The sequence below is a fragment of the Sediminicoccus rosea genome (assembly GCF_033547095.1).
Lineage (GTDB): Bacteria > Pseudomonadota > Alphaproteobacteria > Acetobacterales > Acetobacteraceae > Roseococcus > Roseococcus rosea.
This window is the reverse complement of the sequence record NZ_CP137852.1, coordinates 2,893,014-2,908,093: the sequence shown is the minus strand read 5'-3', so window position 1 is coordinate 2,908,093 and position 15,080 is coordinate 2,893,014. Positions and strand designations below refer to the sequence as shown.

Annotated in this window: 16 protein-coding genes; 2 read left to right on the top strand and 14 right to left on the bottom strand. The window is 68.6% G+C overall.

Features of this window, described 5'->3' with window-relative positions:
* Window positions 1-4 precede the first annotated feature (4 nt).
* The 5 genes from R9Z33_RS14085 to R9Z33_RS14065 are packed head-to-tail and all read right to left on the bottom strand — an operon-like array spanning window position 5 to window position 5,566.
* Entirely contained in the window at window positions 5-685 is a 681-nt protein-coding gene (locus tag R9Z33_RS14085; protein WP_318647211.1) for an NUDIX hydrolase, read from the bottom strand.
* Window positions 678-1,493 carry a nitroreductase family protein gene (locus R9Z33_RS14080; protein ID WP_318647210.1) on the bottom strand — a complete coding sequence of 272 codons (816 nt, stop codon included), beginning with the start codon at window positions 1,491-1,493 and terminating at the stop codon, window positions 678-680. Before R9Z33_RS14080 ends, R9Z33_RS14085 begins: the two co-directional genes overlap by 8 nt.
* Window positions 1,490-3,502 carry an acetate--CoA ligase family protein gene (locus tag R9Z33_RS14075; protein ID WP_318647209.1) on the bottom strand — a complete coding sequence of 671 codons (2,013 nt, stop codon included), beginning with the start codon at window positions 3,500-3,502 and terminating at the stop codon, window positions 1,490-1,492. The genes R9Z33_RS14080 and R9Z33_RS14075 overlap by 4 nt, the downstream gene beginning before the upstream one ends.
* Entirely contained in the window at window positions 3,499-4,656 is a 1,158-nt protein-coding gene (locus R9Z33_RS14070) for an acyl-CoA dehydrogenase family protein (RefSeq protein ID WP_318647208.1), read from the bottom strand. Before R9Z33_RS14070 ends, R9Z33_RS14075 begins: the two co-directional genes overlap by 4 nt.
* A gap of 1 nt (window position 4,657) precedes the next feature.
* Window positions 4,658-5,566, bottom strand: coding sequence for an SDR family NAD(P)-dependent oxidoreductase (locus R9Z33_RS14065; protein ID WP_318647207.1), 909 nt, complete (start codon window positions 5,564-5,566; stop codon window positions 4,658-4,660).
* 146 nt (window positions 5,567-5,712) lie between these two features.
* On the opposite strand from R9Z33_RS14065, the gene R9Z33_RS14060 reads away from it, so the two are divergent.
* Window positions 5,713-6,534, top strand: coding sequence for a sulfite exporter TauE/SafE family protein (locus R9Z33_RS14060; protein WP_318647206.1), 822 nt, complete (start codon window positions 5,713-5,715; stop codon window positions 6,532-6,534).
* Between the two features lie 21 nt (window positions 6,535-6,555).
* Here R9Z33_RS14060 and R9Z33_RS14055 read toward each other — a convergent pair whose 3' ends face one another.
* From R9Z33_RS14055 to atzD, 9 genes are all read right to left on the bottom strand, one after another.
* On the bottom strand, window positions 6,556-6,924 hold the full coding sequence (locus R9Z33_RS14055) for a HesB/IscA family protein (RefSeq protein ID WP_318647205.1): 369 nt from the start codon (window positions 6,922-6,924) through the stop codon (window positions 6,556-6,558).
* 12 nt (window positions 6,925-6,936) lie between these two features.
* A complete protein-coding gene (locus tag R9Z33_RS14050; RefSeq protein WP_318647204.1) occupies window positions 6,937-7,293 on the bottom strand; it encodes an SUF system Fe-S cluster assembly protein in 357 nt (118 codons plus the stop codon).
* The gene (gene sufU, locus R9Z33_RS14045) at window positions 7,286-7,753 is read right to left on the bottom strand and encodes a Fe-S cluster assembly sulfur transfer protein SufU (RefSeq protein ID WP_318647203.1); all 468 of its coding nucleotides are present in this window, start codon (window positions 7,751-7,753) and stop codon (window positions 7,286-7,288) included. Before sufU ends, R9Z33_RS14050 begins: the two co-directional genes overlap by 8 nt.
* A complete protein-coding gene (locus R9Z33_RS14040; protein ID WP_318647202.1) occupies window positions 7,753-9,000 on the bottom strand; it encodes an aminotransferase class V-fold PLP-dependent enzyme in 1,248 nt (415 codons plus the stop codon). The genes sufU and R9Z33_RS14040 overlap by 1 nt, the downstream gene beginning before the upstream one ends.
* Window positions 9,000-10,268, bottom strand: coding sequence for a Fe-S cluster assembly protein SufD (gene sufD, locus R9Z33_RS14035; RefSeq protein ID WP_318647201.1), 1,269 nt, complete (start codon window positions 10,266-10,268; stop codon window positions 9,000-9,002). Before sufD ends, R9Z33_RS14040 begins: the two co-directional genes overlap by 1 nt.
* Window positions 10,265-11,005: a Fe-S cluster assembly ATPase SufC gene (sufC, locus tag R9Z33_RS14030; protein ID WP_318647200.1), complete on the bottom strand. Its 741-nt coding sequence runs from the start codon at window positions 11,003-11,005 to the stop codon at window positions 10,265-10,267. Before sufC ends, sufD begins: the two co-directional genes overlap by 4 nt.
* Window positions 11,006-11,008: 3 nt before the next feature.
* On the bottom strand, window positions 11,009-12,463 hold the full coding sequence (sufB, locus tag R9Z33_RS14025) for a Fe-S cluster assembly protein SufB (RefSeq protein ID WP_318647199.1): 1,455 nt from the start codon (window positions 12,461-12,463) through the stop codon (window positions 11,009-11,011).
* A gap of 8 nt (window positions 12,464-12,471) precedes the next feature.
* Window positions 12,472-12,927: an SUF system Fe-S cluster assembly regulator gene (locus R9Z33_RS14020; RefSeq protein ID WP_318647198.1), complete on the bottom strand. Its 456-nt coding sequence runs from the start codon at window positions 12,925-12,927 to the stop codon at window positions 12,472-12,474.
* Window positions 12,928-13,003: 76 nt separating this feature from the next.
* Window positions 13,004-14,104 (bottom strand): cyanuric acid amidohydrolase, encoded by a 1,101-nt coding sequence (gene atzD, locus R9Z33_RS14015; protein WP_318647197.1) that lies wholly within the window; start codon window positions 14,102-14,104, stop codon window positions 13,004-13,006.
* A gap of 89 nt (window positions 14,105-14,193) precedes the next feature.
* On the opposite strand from atzD, the gene R9Z33_RS14010 reads away from it, so the two are divergent.
* Window positions 14,194-15,078, top strand: a complete 885-nt coding sequence (locus R9Z33_RS14010; protein ID WP_318647196.1) for an alpha/beta fold hydrolase — start codon at window positions 14,194-14,196, stop codon at window positions 15,076-15,078.
* Window positions 15,079-15,080 lie beyond the last annotated feature (2 nt).

Sequence of the window (15,080 nt, the reverse complement as noted above, 5' to 3'; positions counted from 1 at the left end):
GGGCCTAGGCGCGCTCCGGCCGCCGGCTATCGCGCCCCTGGATGCTGATCAGCTTTCGCCGTGCCCGCGCCTGCGGCGAGAGGGCGAGCCAGACGGAGAATTCCTCCAGGATCATGCCGGTGATCTTGGCGAGTGGCTGGGCGTGCAGCTCGCTCAGCGCGAAGAAGCGCACCTCCTCCAGCTCGCCCGAGCCGCGGATCTCGCCCTTGGCGTGCTTCGCCTCGGCCACCAGGAAGCGGGCATGGAAGCGCATTGGCCGGTCGGCGGGGGTGATGGCGCGCGTCAGGTAGTGCAAGGGGGCGAAGTCAGGGAACAGGCTGTCACGCCGCCCCTCGATCCGCCCCATCACGAGGCCCGCCTCCTCATGCAGCTCGCGAATGGCACAGGCGCAGAGCGCCTCGGCCTGGGTGGGGCGCGCGCTGATCTCCAGCATGCGCCGTGTGGTGGGCGAGAGGTCGCTCATCGGCCGCGCGTGATAATCGGCGAGGTCCACGCGCCCGCCCGGAAACACCAGCACGCCCGGCATGAAGCGCATGTCGCGGTGGCGGCGGCCCATCAGCACCTCGGTGCCGTTCGGGCCGTCGCGCCAAAGGATCAGGCTGGCCGCATCCTTGGGGCGTACGGCGCGGCGCGGCTTGCGGCCGCCGGCATCCGCACCGCCCGGATTGTCATCGGATCTAGTCAAGCGCGAAGCCGCGCGAGCGCAACCAGGTGCGAAAGCCGGCCCGCTCGGGCACGGAGAGCTGGCGCGCCACATTCTCCGTCCAGGTGCAGCCCTCCGGCGCGGGGCCATGGATCTCCGGGTAGCGCGGCTTGGCGCGGCCGCGGCGTGCGTCATAGGCGGCCAGCGCCTCGGCCTCGCCTTCCGTGGAATAGCGGTCGCGATGGATCACGACGGAGGGCGGCAGGCGCGCGCTCGGCTCGTTGCGCGCGGCGGGCCAGCCGAGGGAGAGGCCCGCGATCGGGAAGACGCCCTTGGGCAGCGAGAGCAGCGGCGCCACCTTCTCCATGTGGTTGCGCACATAGGAGATGGGGCAGGTGCCGAGGCCCGCCGCATCGGCGGCCGCGATGCACATGCCCATGGCGAGTGCCGCATCCACCGTCGCGTTCAGCAGCGTGTCCAGGTTGTCATTGGCATGCTCTCGCCCGGCGCGGTCACAGATGCCGCGGTTGCGGCGGATATCGGCGCAGAAGATCAGGAGGTTCGGGGCGTCCTTGATCCAGGGCATGGTGCCGATCCAGTCGGCGATGGCGGCGATGCGCGTCGCATCCTCGAGCACGACGATGGAATACTGCTGCATGTCGCTCTTGGAGGGTGCCGATTGCGCCGCGGCAAGCACGGTGTCCAGCAGCGGCGCGGGGATCGCGTCGGGCTTGAAGCGGCGCGTGACGCGGCGGTCCAGCAGCGCGCCCAGCGCGGGCGGCACCTCGGCCGGCGGGTCGAAGGGCATGTGGCCGTAGCGGAGTTCGATGAGGGAACGGGGATCGGTCATGCGCGCACCACCCAGGCATCGGCCACGGTCAGGCCCTCTTGATGGATCATCAGGGGATTGATCTCCGCCTCACGGATTTCCGGCAGGGCGGCCAGGCGCGAGACGGCGACGATGGCATGCACCAGGCCCTCCACATCGCCGCGCGGCAGCCCGCGCCAGCCCTCGATCACGCGCAGCGCGCGGACCTCTGCGATCATCTCGCGGGCCTCCGCCTCGTGCAGCGGAGCGAGGCGCAGCGCCACGTCGCGGTGCAGTTCCGCCAGCACGCCGCCCGCGCCGAGCAGGACGACGGGGCCGATCTCCGGGTCGCGCCGGAAGCCCAGGATGACCTCGGCCAGGCCCTTGGCCATAGGCTGGATGAGGAAGCCGTTAAGACGCGCCGCAGGGGCCGCCTTCGCCACGCTCGCCTGCATCGCCGCCGCCGCCTCGCGCAGGGCCGCGGCATCGGGGATGTTGAGGGACACGCCGCCAAGCTCGGTCTTGTGGGCGATGTCGGGCGAGAGGATCTTCAGCGCGACCGGGAAACGATGATCCGCCTCCAACTCCCGCGAATAGACGGTGCGCAGGCCCAGGGCAGCGAAGAGATCACGCGCATCGGCCTCGTCCGGCGCCTCCGGGAGCGCGATGTCCGGCAGCGCGACATGCGGGGCGGCGAGGGGGGCGCGCCAGTCCAGGAAGGCGCGCATCGCATCCGCCAGGCTCTCCGGCGTGCGGAAGGCGGGGATGCCGGCCTCGGCCAGCAGCTTCAGCGAGGCATCGGCCTGGGGCACCAGGAAGGCGGCGACCGGCCGCACATGCGGCGCGGCAGCCAGGATGCCCGCCACCGCATCGGCGGGCCGGAACTGCGCGGAGGAGCCGATGACGGGAATGATCGCATCCGTGTCGCCCGCCTTGTCCAGCGCGCGGATCGCGGCCTCGATGCGGTCGGGCTTGGTGCCGGCCAGCGTCATGTCGAGCAGGCGGCCATGGCCGTGCATGTTCACCGCTTCCAGGGCGGCGGAAGCGGTGGCGTCGGGCACGCGGGCCTCGATGCCGGCGACACCCAGGGCGTCCACCACCATTGCCCCGCCGCCACCGGTCGTGGTCAGCACGGACACCGCGCGATGCGGCCGAACGGCTGGACGCCGGCCGAGGGCGAGCGCGGGAAGCTCCAGAAAGCTCTCCAGCATCGTCGCGCGCAGGATGCCATGGGCGCGGAAGAAGGCTTCGGCGGCCGCATCCGAGCCCGCCAGTGCGCCGGTGTGGCTGGTGGCCAGCTCCGCCCCATAGGGCGAGCGGCCCAGCTTGTAGGCGATGAGCGGCTTGCCCGCGCGATGCGCCTTCCAGGCGGCATGGGCATAGTGCTGCGGCTGGCGGATCGCCTCCAGGAAGAGCATGACCGCATCCACGCCGGGGTCATCCACCAGCATCGCGGCGATTTCGCCCGCGCTCAGGTCGGCCTCGTTGCCGGTCGCGATCAGGTGGCTGAAGCCCATCCCGCGCGCGGCACCCCGCGACATGATGGCCCCGAGCATGGAGCCGGACTGGCTGACCAGGGCGATGCGGCCAGCGGGCAGGGAAGGGGCCTCCAGCGCCGCGTTCACGCTGACCGCGATGCGCGCCGGAATGTTGATGAGGCCCATGGAATTGGGGCCGAGCAGGCGCAGTCCGGCCGCCTTCGCCGCTTCCACGCAGCGCTGCTGGCGGGCCAGGCCTTCGGGCCCGGCCTCCGCGAAGCCATCAGCCAGGATGCAGGCGACCTTGGCGCCCTTGGCGGCGACGGCGGCGATCTGGCCTTCCACATGCTCGGTGTTGAGGAGGATATAGGCGAAGTCGATCTCGCCGGGGATGTCCTCCACGGTCGCATAGGCACGCTCGCCCAGGACTTCCGGCGAGCGCGGGTTCACCGGGTGCAGCGCGCCATCATAGCCATGCTTGCGAAGGTAGACCTGCGCCCGCGCGGTGAGACGCGCGGGGTCGCCCGAGGCGCCGATCAGGGCAATGCTGCGCGGCGCCAGCAACTCCCTCATGACGCGCGCGGTGGCCGCTGCGAGAAGCTCTGCCCGAAGACGCCCTCGGCGATGCGGTTCTTCATCACCTCGAGGCTGCCGCCCGCGATCATCCAGCCGCGCGTGCGTCGGACGCAGTATTCGATCAGCAGGTCCTTCGAGTAGCCGGTCCCGCCCATGACCTGCATGGATTCATTGGCCGCCATCCAGCCCGCCTGGTTGCAGGCATACTTGGCCATCGCGACCTCCTGCCCATCCGGCAGCCCGCGGCCGGCATTGATGGCCGCGCGGTAGAGCAGCAGCCGTGCACTGTCGAGCGCGACCCGCATCTCCGCGAATTTCCATTGCAGCCCCTGGAACTCCATGAGCTTGCGGCCGAACTGCGTGCGCTGCATGGCGTGATCGCGCGCCGCGCTGAAGCAATATTCGCCCAGTGCCAACGCCCGCGTCGTGTTGCCCACGCGCTCCACGTTGAAGCCGCCGATCTGCTTCTTGAAGCCGCCGGGGCCGAGCAGCACCATCTCGGGCGGGATGTAGACATTGTCGAAGTAGAGGGCGCACCACTCCTCGTCATTCATGTAGAGGCTGGGCTGGCCAAGGCGGAAGCCCTCCATGCCGCGCTCCACCAGCACCGAGCCGATGCCGCCCACGCCCGGCCCGAAGCGGCAATAGATGACGAAGACATTGGCCTCGGCCGAATTGGTGGTGAAGACCTTCTGGCCGTTCAGCCGGAAGCCCTCGCCGTCCGGCGTGCAGAAGGTCTTGAGGTCGGTCAGCGCCGAGCCCGCATCGGGCTCGGTCATGCCCACCGCCGCCACCGCCTCGCCGGCCAGAAGCGGCTTGAAGAAGCGTTCCTTCTGATAGGGCGAGGCATACTCGGCGAAGGTGCGGAAGGCGCCGAAATTGCCGGCCTGCAGCACATCGGCGCTGCGCGGGCAGACCTGGGCGATCTGCTCCATGGCCAGCACGGCATCGAACACCGTGCCGCCCGCACCGCCATCCTCCTCCGGCAGCATGATGCCGAAGAGGCCCTGATCGGCCATCAGCTTCGCGACATCCCAGGGAAAGCCCACGGTATGCGCGCGTTCCACCGCGCCCTTCGCCAGGTGGCGCTCGGCGAAGCCGCGCACCACCTGCTGGAAGGCTGCCTGTTCCTCGTTCAGCTGGAAATTCACGTCAGACGGGATCCCAGCTGAAGACGTCGCCCGAGCGCTCCATCGGCACGAAGCTGGAGCGGAAGGCCGGCAGCGCGATCTCGGCGATCTTCTCCGGCGTCCAGCCGCTCTCGCTGTGCACCGAGCGGATCGGCCGGTTCTGGCTGAACAGGAACAGCTCATGCATGCGCGGCGCGAAGATCTGGCCGGTCACTTCCTTCGCGGCGTCGGAGGCGAGGAAGACCGCGAGCGGCGCGTTCTTCTCCGGGCCCATCTTCATGATGCGCTCGACGCGCGCCTTCTGCTCCGGCGTCTCGGCCGGGATGGAACTGGTCATGCGCGACCAGGCGAACGGCGCCAGGCAGTTCGAGCGCACATTGTAGCGCTTCATATCCAGCGCGATGGACTTGGACAGCGCCACGATGCCGAGCTTGGCGGCGGAGTAGTTCGCCTGGCCAAAATTGCCGATGAGGCCCGAGGTGCTGGTGATGTGCACCAGGCTGCCGCTTTCCTGCTTGCGGAAATGCTCGGCCGCCGCGCGGCTGACGAAGAAGCTGCCGTTCAGGTGGACATTGATGACCGAGAGCCACTCCTCCGGCGTCATCCGGTGGAAGATCTGGTCGCGCAGGATGCCGGCATTGTTCACCACGATGTCTACGCGGCCGAAGGCATCAATGGCGGTCTGGACGATCTTCTTCGCGTTCTCCCATTCGGAGACGCTGTCGGTGTTGATGACCGCCTGGCCGCCCTTCTGCTCGATGATGGCCTTGGTCTGCTCCGCCGGCGTGGCCGAGAAGCCTTCGCCACCCAGCGACGCGCCGATGTCGTTGATGACGACCTTGGCGCCCGCCTCGGCCATGGCGATGGCGATCTCGCGGCCGATGCCGCCCCCCGAACCGGTGACGATGGCGACCTTGTCCTTGAGCATCATGGCGCTTTCCCTCCGTGCGATTGATTCGGCGCGAAGGCTAGAACGCCATGCGCCGGGCGGGAAGGTGGGCTACCGCGCCGATGCTTCGCACCGGATGACGCAAGCGTTAGACACGCCAGCAAGAACGAGACTGCCGGGGTTTTTCAATGAACGAGGTTGTGTGGCTGGCCGCGCTTGCGGCGGCAATGGCGGCGACAGGCCTTGTCTCCGGCACGCTGGCGGGGCTGTTGGGCGTGGGGGGCGGCATCGTCATCGTGCCGCTGCTGTTCAACGTCTTTCCGCTCTTCGGGATCCCGGAGGCGATGCAGATGAAACTCGCCGTCGGCACCTCGCTCGCCACCATCATCCCCACCTCCATCGTCTCAGCCCGCAAGCATCGCGCGACGGGCGCGATGGATGAGGCGCTGCTGCGCTCTATCTGGCTGCCGATGATGCTGGGCGTGGCGCTGGGCACGGCGCTTGCGGTCCACGTGCGCGGCGAGGGGCTGACGGCCGTCTTCGGCATGGTGGCGCTGCTGGTGGCGCTGAACATGGGTTTCACCGGCGTGGATTTCCGCGTGGCGGACAAGCTGCCCGAGGGCCCGCCGCGCGCCGCACTCGGCATGGGCATGGGCTCCGTGAGCGCCATGATGGGCATTGGCGGTGGGACGCTGGGCGTGCCCATCCTCTCCATGTTCGGCTACCCGATCCGCGCCGCTGTCGCGACGTCCAGCGTGTTTGGCCTGATCATCTCGGTGCCCGCCACCATCGGCTTCATCTGGGGCGGTTGGAACGACCCGGGCGTGCCGCCCTACTCGCTCGGCTATGTGAGCCTGGTGGGCTTCGCGCTGATCGTCCCCACCTCGATCATCGCCACCCCCTGGGGCGTGAAGCTCGCGCACACCATCCCGCCGATCTGGCTGAAGCGCGCCTTCGCGATCTTCCTGGCGGCAACGAGCCTGCGGATGTTCTACAGCCTCTTCACCTGAGGCGGGTAGCCGCCACGTCGTTCAGACGTGGAAGCTCTCGCCGCAGCCGCAGCGGCCCTTCTCATTCGGATTCACGAAGACGAAGCCCGCGCTCATCGCCTTCACCTCGTAGTCCATCATGGTGCCGATGAGGTAGAGGCTGGCCTTGCGGTCCACCAGGATGGAGAGGCCCTTGTCCGTTACGCGCTCATCGCCCGGGCCCGCCTCGTCCACGAAGCTCAGGTCGTAGGCCATGCCGGAGCAGCCCTTGGTCTTCACCCCGATGCGCAGCAGCTTGCCCGCCTCCGCCTTCTCGTAGAGCTTGCGCAGGCGCTCGGCCGCGCTGTCGGAGAGCGTCATCAGGGGCGGCAATTCGCGCTTGACGCGCGGGGGGGCGGTGGTGGTGCTCATCGCGTGTCTCCCTCAGAACATGTTGAGCGCAAGGCGAGCATCCTCGCTCATGCGCGACTGGTCCCATGGCGGATCCCACACGACCTCGACCTCGCAATCGGTGACGCCGGGGATCTGGCGGATGGCTTCCTCGGTCATGCTGGGCAATTCCTGCGCCGAGGGGCAGGAGGGGGTGGTGAGGGTCATCTCCACCTTCACCTTGCCGTCATCGCCGAGCTCGATCGCGTAGATCAGGCCGAGTTCGTAGATGTCCACCGGGATCTCGGGGTCGAAGACGGTCTTGATGGCGGTGATCACGCCCTCTTCCGTTACGGCGGGCAGCGACTCGCCCGCTGGGGTCCAGCTGCCATGGGTCGCGTTTTCACTCACTGCTGGTCTCCTTCACGCCCGCAAGGGCGGCGTCGAGGGCGCGCCACGCCAGGGTGGCGCATTTGACGCGGCTCGGAAATTTCTTGACGACGGAGAGGATGGCGAGGCGGTCCAGCTCCGGGCTTGTCGCATCCAACGCCTCGCCCCGCGCCATGCGGGCCACGGCCTGTCCCATCGCCCGTGCCTCGGCCGGCGACTTGCCGCGCACGAGTTCCGTGAGCAGCGCGGCGCTGGCCTGGCTGATCTCGCAGCCACGGCCCTGGAACATCGCCTCAGTGATGACCTGGCCCGCGAGGTTGAGCGAGAGATCCACGCGGTCCCCGCACATCGGGTTGTCGCCGCGGGCCGCGGCTGTCGGGTTCTCCAGCCGGCCGCGATGGATGGGCGTGCGGGCAAGGTCGCGCAGCACCTTGGAATACAGGTCCTGCAATTCCTCGAATCCCGCGGCCCCGGCGGACATCACGCAAAGAACCTCCGCGCGTCGGTCAGCTTCTGCGCGAGGAAATCGATTTCCTCCCGCGTGGTGTAGAGGCCGAAGGAGGCGCGGGTGCTGCCGCCCTCCAGCCCGAAGCGCGCATGCAGAGGCTCGGCGCAATGGCGGCCGGCGCGGACGCAGATGCCCGAGCGGTCCAGGTAGGTCGAGAGGTCATGCGGGTGCACGCCGTCCAGCGCGAAGGCGAAGACGCCGCCGCGGTCCTGCGCGGCGCCCAGCAGCGAAAGCCCCTCAACTTCCGTCAGCACGCGCATCGCATGGTCCACCAAGCCACGCTCATGCGCCTCGATCGCCCCCATGCCGATGGCGTTCACGTAGTCGATCGCCGCATGCAGGCCGACTGCCTCGATGATGGCGGGCGTGCCCGCCTCGAATCGCGCGGGGGCGGCGGCGAAGGTGCTGCGCTCCAGCGTCACCGTCTCGATCATGTCGCCGCCGCCGAAGAAGGGCGGCATCGCATCCAGCAGCGCGCGCTTGCCGTAGAGCACACCGATACCGGTGGGGCCGTAGAGCTTGTGGCCGGTGAAGGCATAGAAATCCACGTCCAGCGCCTGCACATCCACGGCGCGATGCACCGCGGCCTGGCTGCCATCCAGCATGACCCGCGCGCCCGCCTCATGCGCCATGCGAATGATCGTGGCGGCCGGCGTGACCGAGCCCAGCACATTGGACATGTGCGTGATGGAAACGAGGCCCACCGTGCCATCGGCCAGTTTGGCCGAGAGGTCGTCCAGGTCCAGCTCGCCGCTGTCGGTCACGCGGACGAAACGCAGCCCGATGCCGAGCCCCGCATCCCGCAGCATCTGCCAGGGGACGAGGTTCGCATGGTGCTCCATCTCGCTCACCAGCACGCATTGGCCGGGCTTGAGCATGCCGCGGCCGAAGCTGTGGGCGACGAGGTTGAAGGCGCCGGTGGCATTGCCGGTGAAGATGATCTCCTCCGGCTCGGCCGCGTTCAGGAAGCGCTGCACGGCACCGCGCGCGGCTTCGTGCGCTTCAGTCGCCACCTCGCTCAAATGGTAGGCGCCGCGATGGACATTGGCATAGGCCGTCTCCATCGCCCGCGTCATCGCCGCGATCACTTGGCGTGGCTTCTGCGCCGAGGCGCCGCTGTCGAGGAAGACGAGCGGCTTGCCGCGCACCTGCGTGGACAGGATCGGGAAATCCTGCCGGATGCGGGTGACGTCGAAGCTGGCCGCGACGTGGGTGTCCATCACGCGGCTTCCCGTTCCCACCAGCCCTCGGTGGCTTCGGCCAGCGCGGCCTGGGCAAGGGGGTGGGTGACGCCCTCGATCGCTTCCGTGAGGAAGGCCTGGACCAGCATGGCCCGCGCCGCCTCGGCCGGGATGCCGCGGGCACGCAGGTAGAACAACTGCGCCTCGTCCAGCGCGCCGACGGTGGCACCGTGGCTGCACTTCACGTCGTCGGCATAGATCTCAAGCTGCGGCTTGGCGTCGATCTCGGCGTCCTCGGAGAGGAGGAGCGCCTGGTTCATCTGGTAGCCATCGGTGCGCTGGGCCACCTGCCGCACCAGGATCTTGCCCTGGAAGACGCCGCGCGACTTTCCGGCCAGCACCGTCTTGTAGGTCTGGCGGCTCGCGCAATCCGGCGCCGCGTGATCCAGGTAGGTGGTGGTGTCGGCATGCTGGCCGTTGCCCGCGAGCTGCGCGCCATTCATGTGGCAGGCGGCCTTGGGGCCGAGCAGCGCCGTGTGGATCTCGTTGCGGACCAGCTTCGCCCCGGCATTCAGGGTGAAGTTGTCATAGGTGCCGCCCGCCTGCACCGCGGCGAGGACGGTGGAGAGCTGGAAGCCCGCGCGCCCCTCCCGCTGGATCCGCACATGGCTGAGCGTGGCGCCGGCCGCGACCTGGATCTCGAAGACCGGGTTGTGCAGGTAGCTCGCGCCATCGGGGCCGAGGCTGGTCTCGACGAGCGTGAGCGTCGCGCCCTCGCCGAGCCGGATCAGGTGGCGCGGATGGAAGGCGATGGCCCGGCCGGTGTGGCTGGCGAGGCTCAGCAACTCCAGCGCGTCACCCTCGACGCCCGCCGGCAGGTCGAGCAACAGCCCATCCTCGAAGAGCATGGTGTTGAGCGAGACGACGGGCAGCGCCTGCGCCAGCGCGCCGAGCCAGCCTTCCGCCTCGTTCAGATACGCGGCGAGTGGCCGGCACCAGGCGGGCAGGGTGGAGAGGCCGGCGGCGAAGCGCCCATCCACGAAGACGGCGCGGTAAGGCGCGCGCATGGGCGGCAGCACCGGGTGCTCGGCCGCCAGCGTCAGCGCCTCGGTGAACTGTGCCTGGGCAATGGGCGAGAGGTCGGTGTAGCGCCAGGCCTCCAGCTTGCGATGCGGCAGGCCAGTCGCGGCGAAATGCTCCGCTGCGGCTCCGCGCAGCGCCGCCACCCAAGGGGTACGGCCGCCGGGCAGGTGCTCGCGCAGCCCCGCGAAACGGGCGGAGAAGCCGCCGGGGGTCATGGCGTTCATGCCGCCACCTTCGCGTAGCCCTCCGCCTCCAGCTCCAGGGCGAGCTCGGGGCCGCCCGACTTCACGATGCGGCCGCCCATCAGGACATGGACGCGGTCGGGCGTGATGTAGTCGAGCAGACGCTGGTAGTGCGTGATGACGAGCGCGGAGAAGTTCGGGCCGCGCATGGCGTTCACGCCTTCCGAGACAATCTTCAGCGCATCGATGTCGAGGCCGGAATCCGTCTCGTCGAGGATGGCGAGCGAGGGTTCCAGCAGCGCCATCTGCAGAACCTCGTTGCGCTTCTTCTCGCCGCCCGAGAAGCCGACATTCACGTTGCGCTTGAGCATGTCGTCGCTCATCTGCAGCGTCTTCAGCTTGGCGCGGGCCAGCTTCAGGAAGGCCATGGCGTCCACCTCGGGCTCGCCCTTGGCCTTGCGGATGGAATTCAGCGCGGTGCGGAGAAAATTCGCATTGCCCACGCCCGGCAGTTCCACCGGATATTGGAAGGCGAGGAAGAGGCCAGCGGCCGCACGCTCCTCCGGCTCCATGGCCAGGATGTCCACGCCGTTGAAGGTGGCGCTGCCACCAGTGATTTCGTAGCCCTCGCGCCCGCTCAGCACGTAGGAGAGGGTGGACTTGCCCGAACCATTGGGGCCCATGATGGCATGGATTTCGCCCGTGGGCACTTCCAGGTTGATCCCCTTGAGGATCTGCTTGCCATCAATTTCGGCCGTCAGGCCTTCGATCTTCAACATGACTTAACCAACGCTCCCTTCGAGCGAAATCGCGAGAAGTTTCTGGGCCTCCACGGCGAATTCCATGGGCAGCTCCTTCAGGACCTCACGGCAGAAGCCATTCACGATGAGCCCCACTGCCTCTTCCTGGCTGAGCCCGCGCGAGCGACAGTAGAAGAGCTGGTCCTCGGCGATGCGCGAGGTCGTCGCCTCATGCTCCACCTTCGCGGTGGCGCAGCGGTTTTCGATGTAGGGCACCGTGTGCGCGCCGCACTGGTCGCCGATCAGCAGGCTGTCGCACTGCGTGAAGTTGCGCGCGCCGGTCGCCTTGGGGCTGATCTTCACCAGGCCGCGGTAGGTGTTCTGGCCCTTGCCGGCGCTGATGCCCTTGGAGACGATCGTGGACTTCGTGTTCTTGCCCACGTGCCACATCTTGGTGCCCGTGTCGGCCTGCTGGCGGTTGTTGGTGATGGCCACCGAGTAGAACTCGCCCACGCTGTCATCGCCGAGCAGCATGCAGGACGGATACTTCCAGGTGATGGCGGAGCCCGTCTCCACCTGCGTCCAGCTCACCTTGCTGCGGGCGCCGCGGCAGGCCGCGCGCTTGGTGACGAAGTTGTAGATGCCACCCTTGCCCTCGGCATCGCCGGGGTACCAGTTCTGCACCGTGCTGTACTTGATGGTGGCGTCATCCATCAGCACCAGCTCGACCACGGCCGCATGCATCTGATTCTCATCGCGCATCGGCGCGGTGCAGCCTTCCAGATAAGAGACGTGCGAACCCGCATCGGCCACGATCAGCGTGCGCTCGAACTGGCCTGTGCTCTTGGCATTGATGCGGAAATAGGTGGAAAGCTCCATCGGGCAGCGCACGCCCTTGGGGATGTAGACGAAGCTGCCATCGGTGAAGACGGCCGAGTTCAGGCAGGCGAAGTAGTTGTCGCCCGGCGGCACGACGGAGCCGAGATACTGCTTCACCAGCTCCGGATGCTCCTGCACCGCCTCACTGATCGAGCAGAAGATGATCCCTTCCTTGTGCAGCCGCTCCTTGAAGGTGGTGGCCACCGAGACGCTGTCGAACACCATGTCCACCGCGATGCCCTGCAGCCGCTCCTGCTCGCGCAGGGGAATGCCGAGCTTCTCGTAGGTGCGGAGCAGCTCGGGATCCACCTCGTCCAGCGACTTGGGCGCCACCTTGTTGGTGGGGGCCGCGTAGTAATAGGCGTCCTGGTAGTCGATCTTGGGATAGTTGACGGCGGCCCAGTCGGGCTCCTCCATGGTCAGCCAGAGCCGGTAGGCCTTCAGGCGCCACTCGAGCAGCCATTCGGGCTCGTTCTTCTTTGCGCTGATGAAGCGGACGATGTCCTCATTCAGCCCCTTCGGCGCGAATTCCATCGCGATGTCGGTCTCAAACCCCCACTTGTAGCCGCCATCGCTGGCGGCCTGGACGGTCTCGAGGGTCTCTGCAACGGCAGGCATAGGTGCTCCTACTCGGCGGCGACGAAATGGTCGGTGGTGAACGGAAGGCTGGCCCCGCAATTCCCGCCCGCCAGATCGGCGACGGAAATGCCGGCCAAGGCCTCGCGGATGGCGTGGTTGACGGGGTCCCAGCGGCCCCGGACAGGGCAGAGATGCTCGCTCTCGCAACCGCCCGTCCCGCCATCCACGCAGGCGGTGAGCGCGATCGGGCCATCGAAGGCGACGATGACCTCGGCCAGGGTAATGCTGCTGAGCGGGCGGGTCAGCCGATAGCCGCCCCGCGCCCCACGCAAGCCCTCGACGATCTCGGACTGGGCGAGGATCTTCAGCACCTTGGCGACGGTCGGCTCGGCCAGCCCGGTGCGGGCGGCGATGCCGGGCGCGCTCTGGAGCGGCGCATTGTCCCGCCCCATGCGCGACAGCACCACCACGGCGTAATCGGTCAATCTGGAGAGTTTCAGCACCGGCGTTCTCCTGCGGTGACGTTCAAATAGGACCAACCGCGTCCGGTTTCCAGTCCCCGCCGCGATTCCACCGGCATTATTTCCGCGCAATGACGGCAACAGGCCCCCCGCCATCCGGCCCCTGATGCTCGGCTCCGCCCGAGACGAAGAGGTCCGTCCGGCCCACCGCGGCCGCGATCACGCCGCCCACCAGCGCCCGGGCATGGCGTGTGGCATTGATGTCGCTGTCGTCGTTCATGATGTGGCGCAGGCCGCGGATGCTGCCGGTGCTCGCAGGCTCGGCCTTGGCCAGGACGGCCACAAGCCGCGCCAGGGCCGCCGGCGCCAATTGCCCGGGGGCACCAAGCCCCACCGAGGCCAGGGCGCGCTGCACCGCGCCGAAATCCAACGCATCGGCCATGACATCGTGCCCGATGATGAGATCCCCCGCCCAGGCCGGGCTGTTCCCGAGCACGATTACCTCGCAGCGCTCCAGCTCCACGCCGGCCGAGCAGCTGGCGCGTCCCGAATGCAGCGCCCAGTCTTCGCCGATCGCGGCATCCGACAGCGTGGCCTCATCCAATTCACCCAGCGCAAGCCCCACGCCCAGCGCCGCCGCTCCGCGCGAGAGGCCCATGGACGCATAGGTGTCGGATGTCGCGACATCCCGGCCGCGCGCGGCGGCATCCGCCACCTTGGCCGAGGTGATGAGGGGACACTTCACCTGGACGTAGTGGACCTCCCGCGCATCGGTGATGCCGGCATCGGCCATGGCGGCGCGCACGGCGGCGGCGGTGGTCCGGAGCTGGGCCATGCGGCCGATCTCCTCCGGCGCGAAATCCGGCGTGAAGCCGACCCCGATGGCCAGCGCGCCCGTCGCGGGTGCCGCCACTTCACGCACCGCCAGCACCAGGAAGTGCGGCGAGAGCCCGCCCTCGGTCCCGCCCGACATGACCAGCGCCACGCGCGCCATCACCGCCTCCGCCGTCGTGCCGAGCCGGGCGCCGAGCAGCCCGGCCAAGGCGCTGACGGCATAGGCGCGGGTGAAGTCGTTCACGCAGCCATTGCCCTCGGTCTTGCCGAGGATCGCCACCACTTCCTCCGGCCGCAGCGCGGCCGCCTCGAAGAGGGCGGCGATCTCTGACACATCGCCCGGGTGGCGCATCGGCACGCGGAAGGCGAGGGCTTGGCGGGGCATGGCGAAACTCCTGGGCGAAAGGCGGGCGTCCCTTGCCGCGCCCCGGCCCGCGACGCAAGCTGCCCAGGCTTGGAGAGGAGTCCGACCGCATGCCCAGCATCCGCACCGAGGATGGCGTTGACCTGCACTACATCGAGGCGGGGGAGGGCACGCCGCTGATCTTCGCCCACGAATTTGCGGGCGATGCGCGGAGCTGGGAACCGCAGATCCGCTTCTTCTCGCGTCGCTACCGCTGCATCGCCTTTCATGCCCGCGGCTATCCGCCGAGCAGCGTGCCCAGCAGCCCGAAATCCTACAGCCAGGACCGCGCGACCGATGACATCGCCGCCGTCATCAAGGGGCTGAACCTGGCGCCCGCCCATGTGGTGGGCCTCTCCATGGGTGCCTTCGCCACGCTGCATCTCGGGCTGCGCCATCCGCATCTGGCGCGCAGCCTGACGGCGGCGGGCGTCGGCTATGGCGCCGCCCCCGGCAAGCGCGCGCAGTTCCAGGCGGAGCTCGACGCCTCCGTCGCGCAATTGCGGGCCGAGGGCATGCAGGCCTTCGCCCACACCTATGCCCATGGCCCCACGCGCCTGGTCTTCGAGGAGAAGGACCCGCGCGGCTTCGCGGAATTCGAGGCGCAGATGGGCGAGCACTCGGCCGAGGGCTCGGCGCTCACCATGCTTGGCGTGCAGCGCGAGCGCCCGTCGCTCTTTGAACTGGAGGCCCAGTTCCGCCAGCTGAAGCTGCCCACCTTCATCATCGCCGGCGACGAGGACGACCCGACGCTCGAGCCCGCGCTCTACCTCAAGCGCACCATCACCAGCTCGGCCCTGCTGGTCATGCCGAAATGCGGCCACACCATGAACCTCGAGGATCCGGACGCCTTCAACCGCGCCCTGCTCGACTTCATCACGGCTGTGGATTCCGGCGCCTGGCGAGACCGCATCCCGGCCAGCATGTCGGGCGGCATCATCGCGGCAAAGCGCTGAGC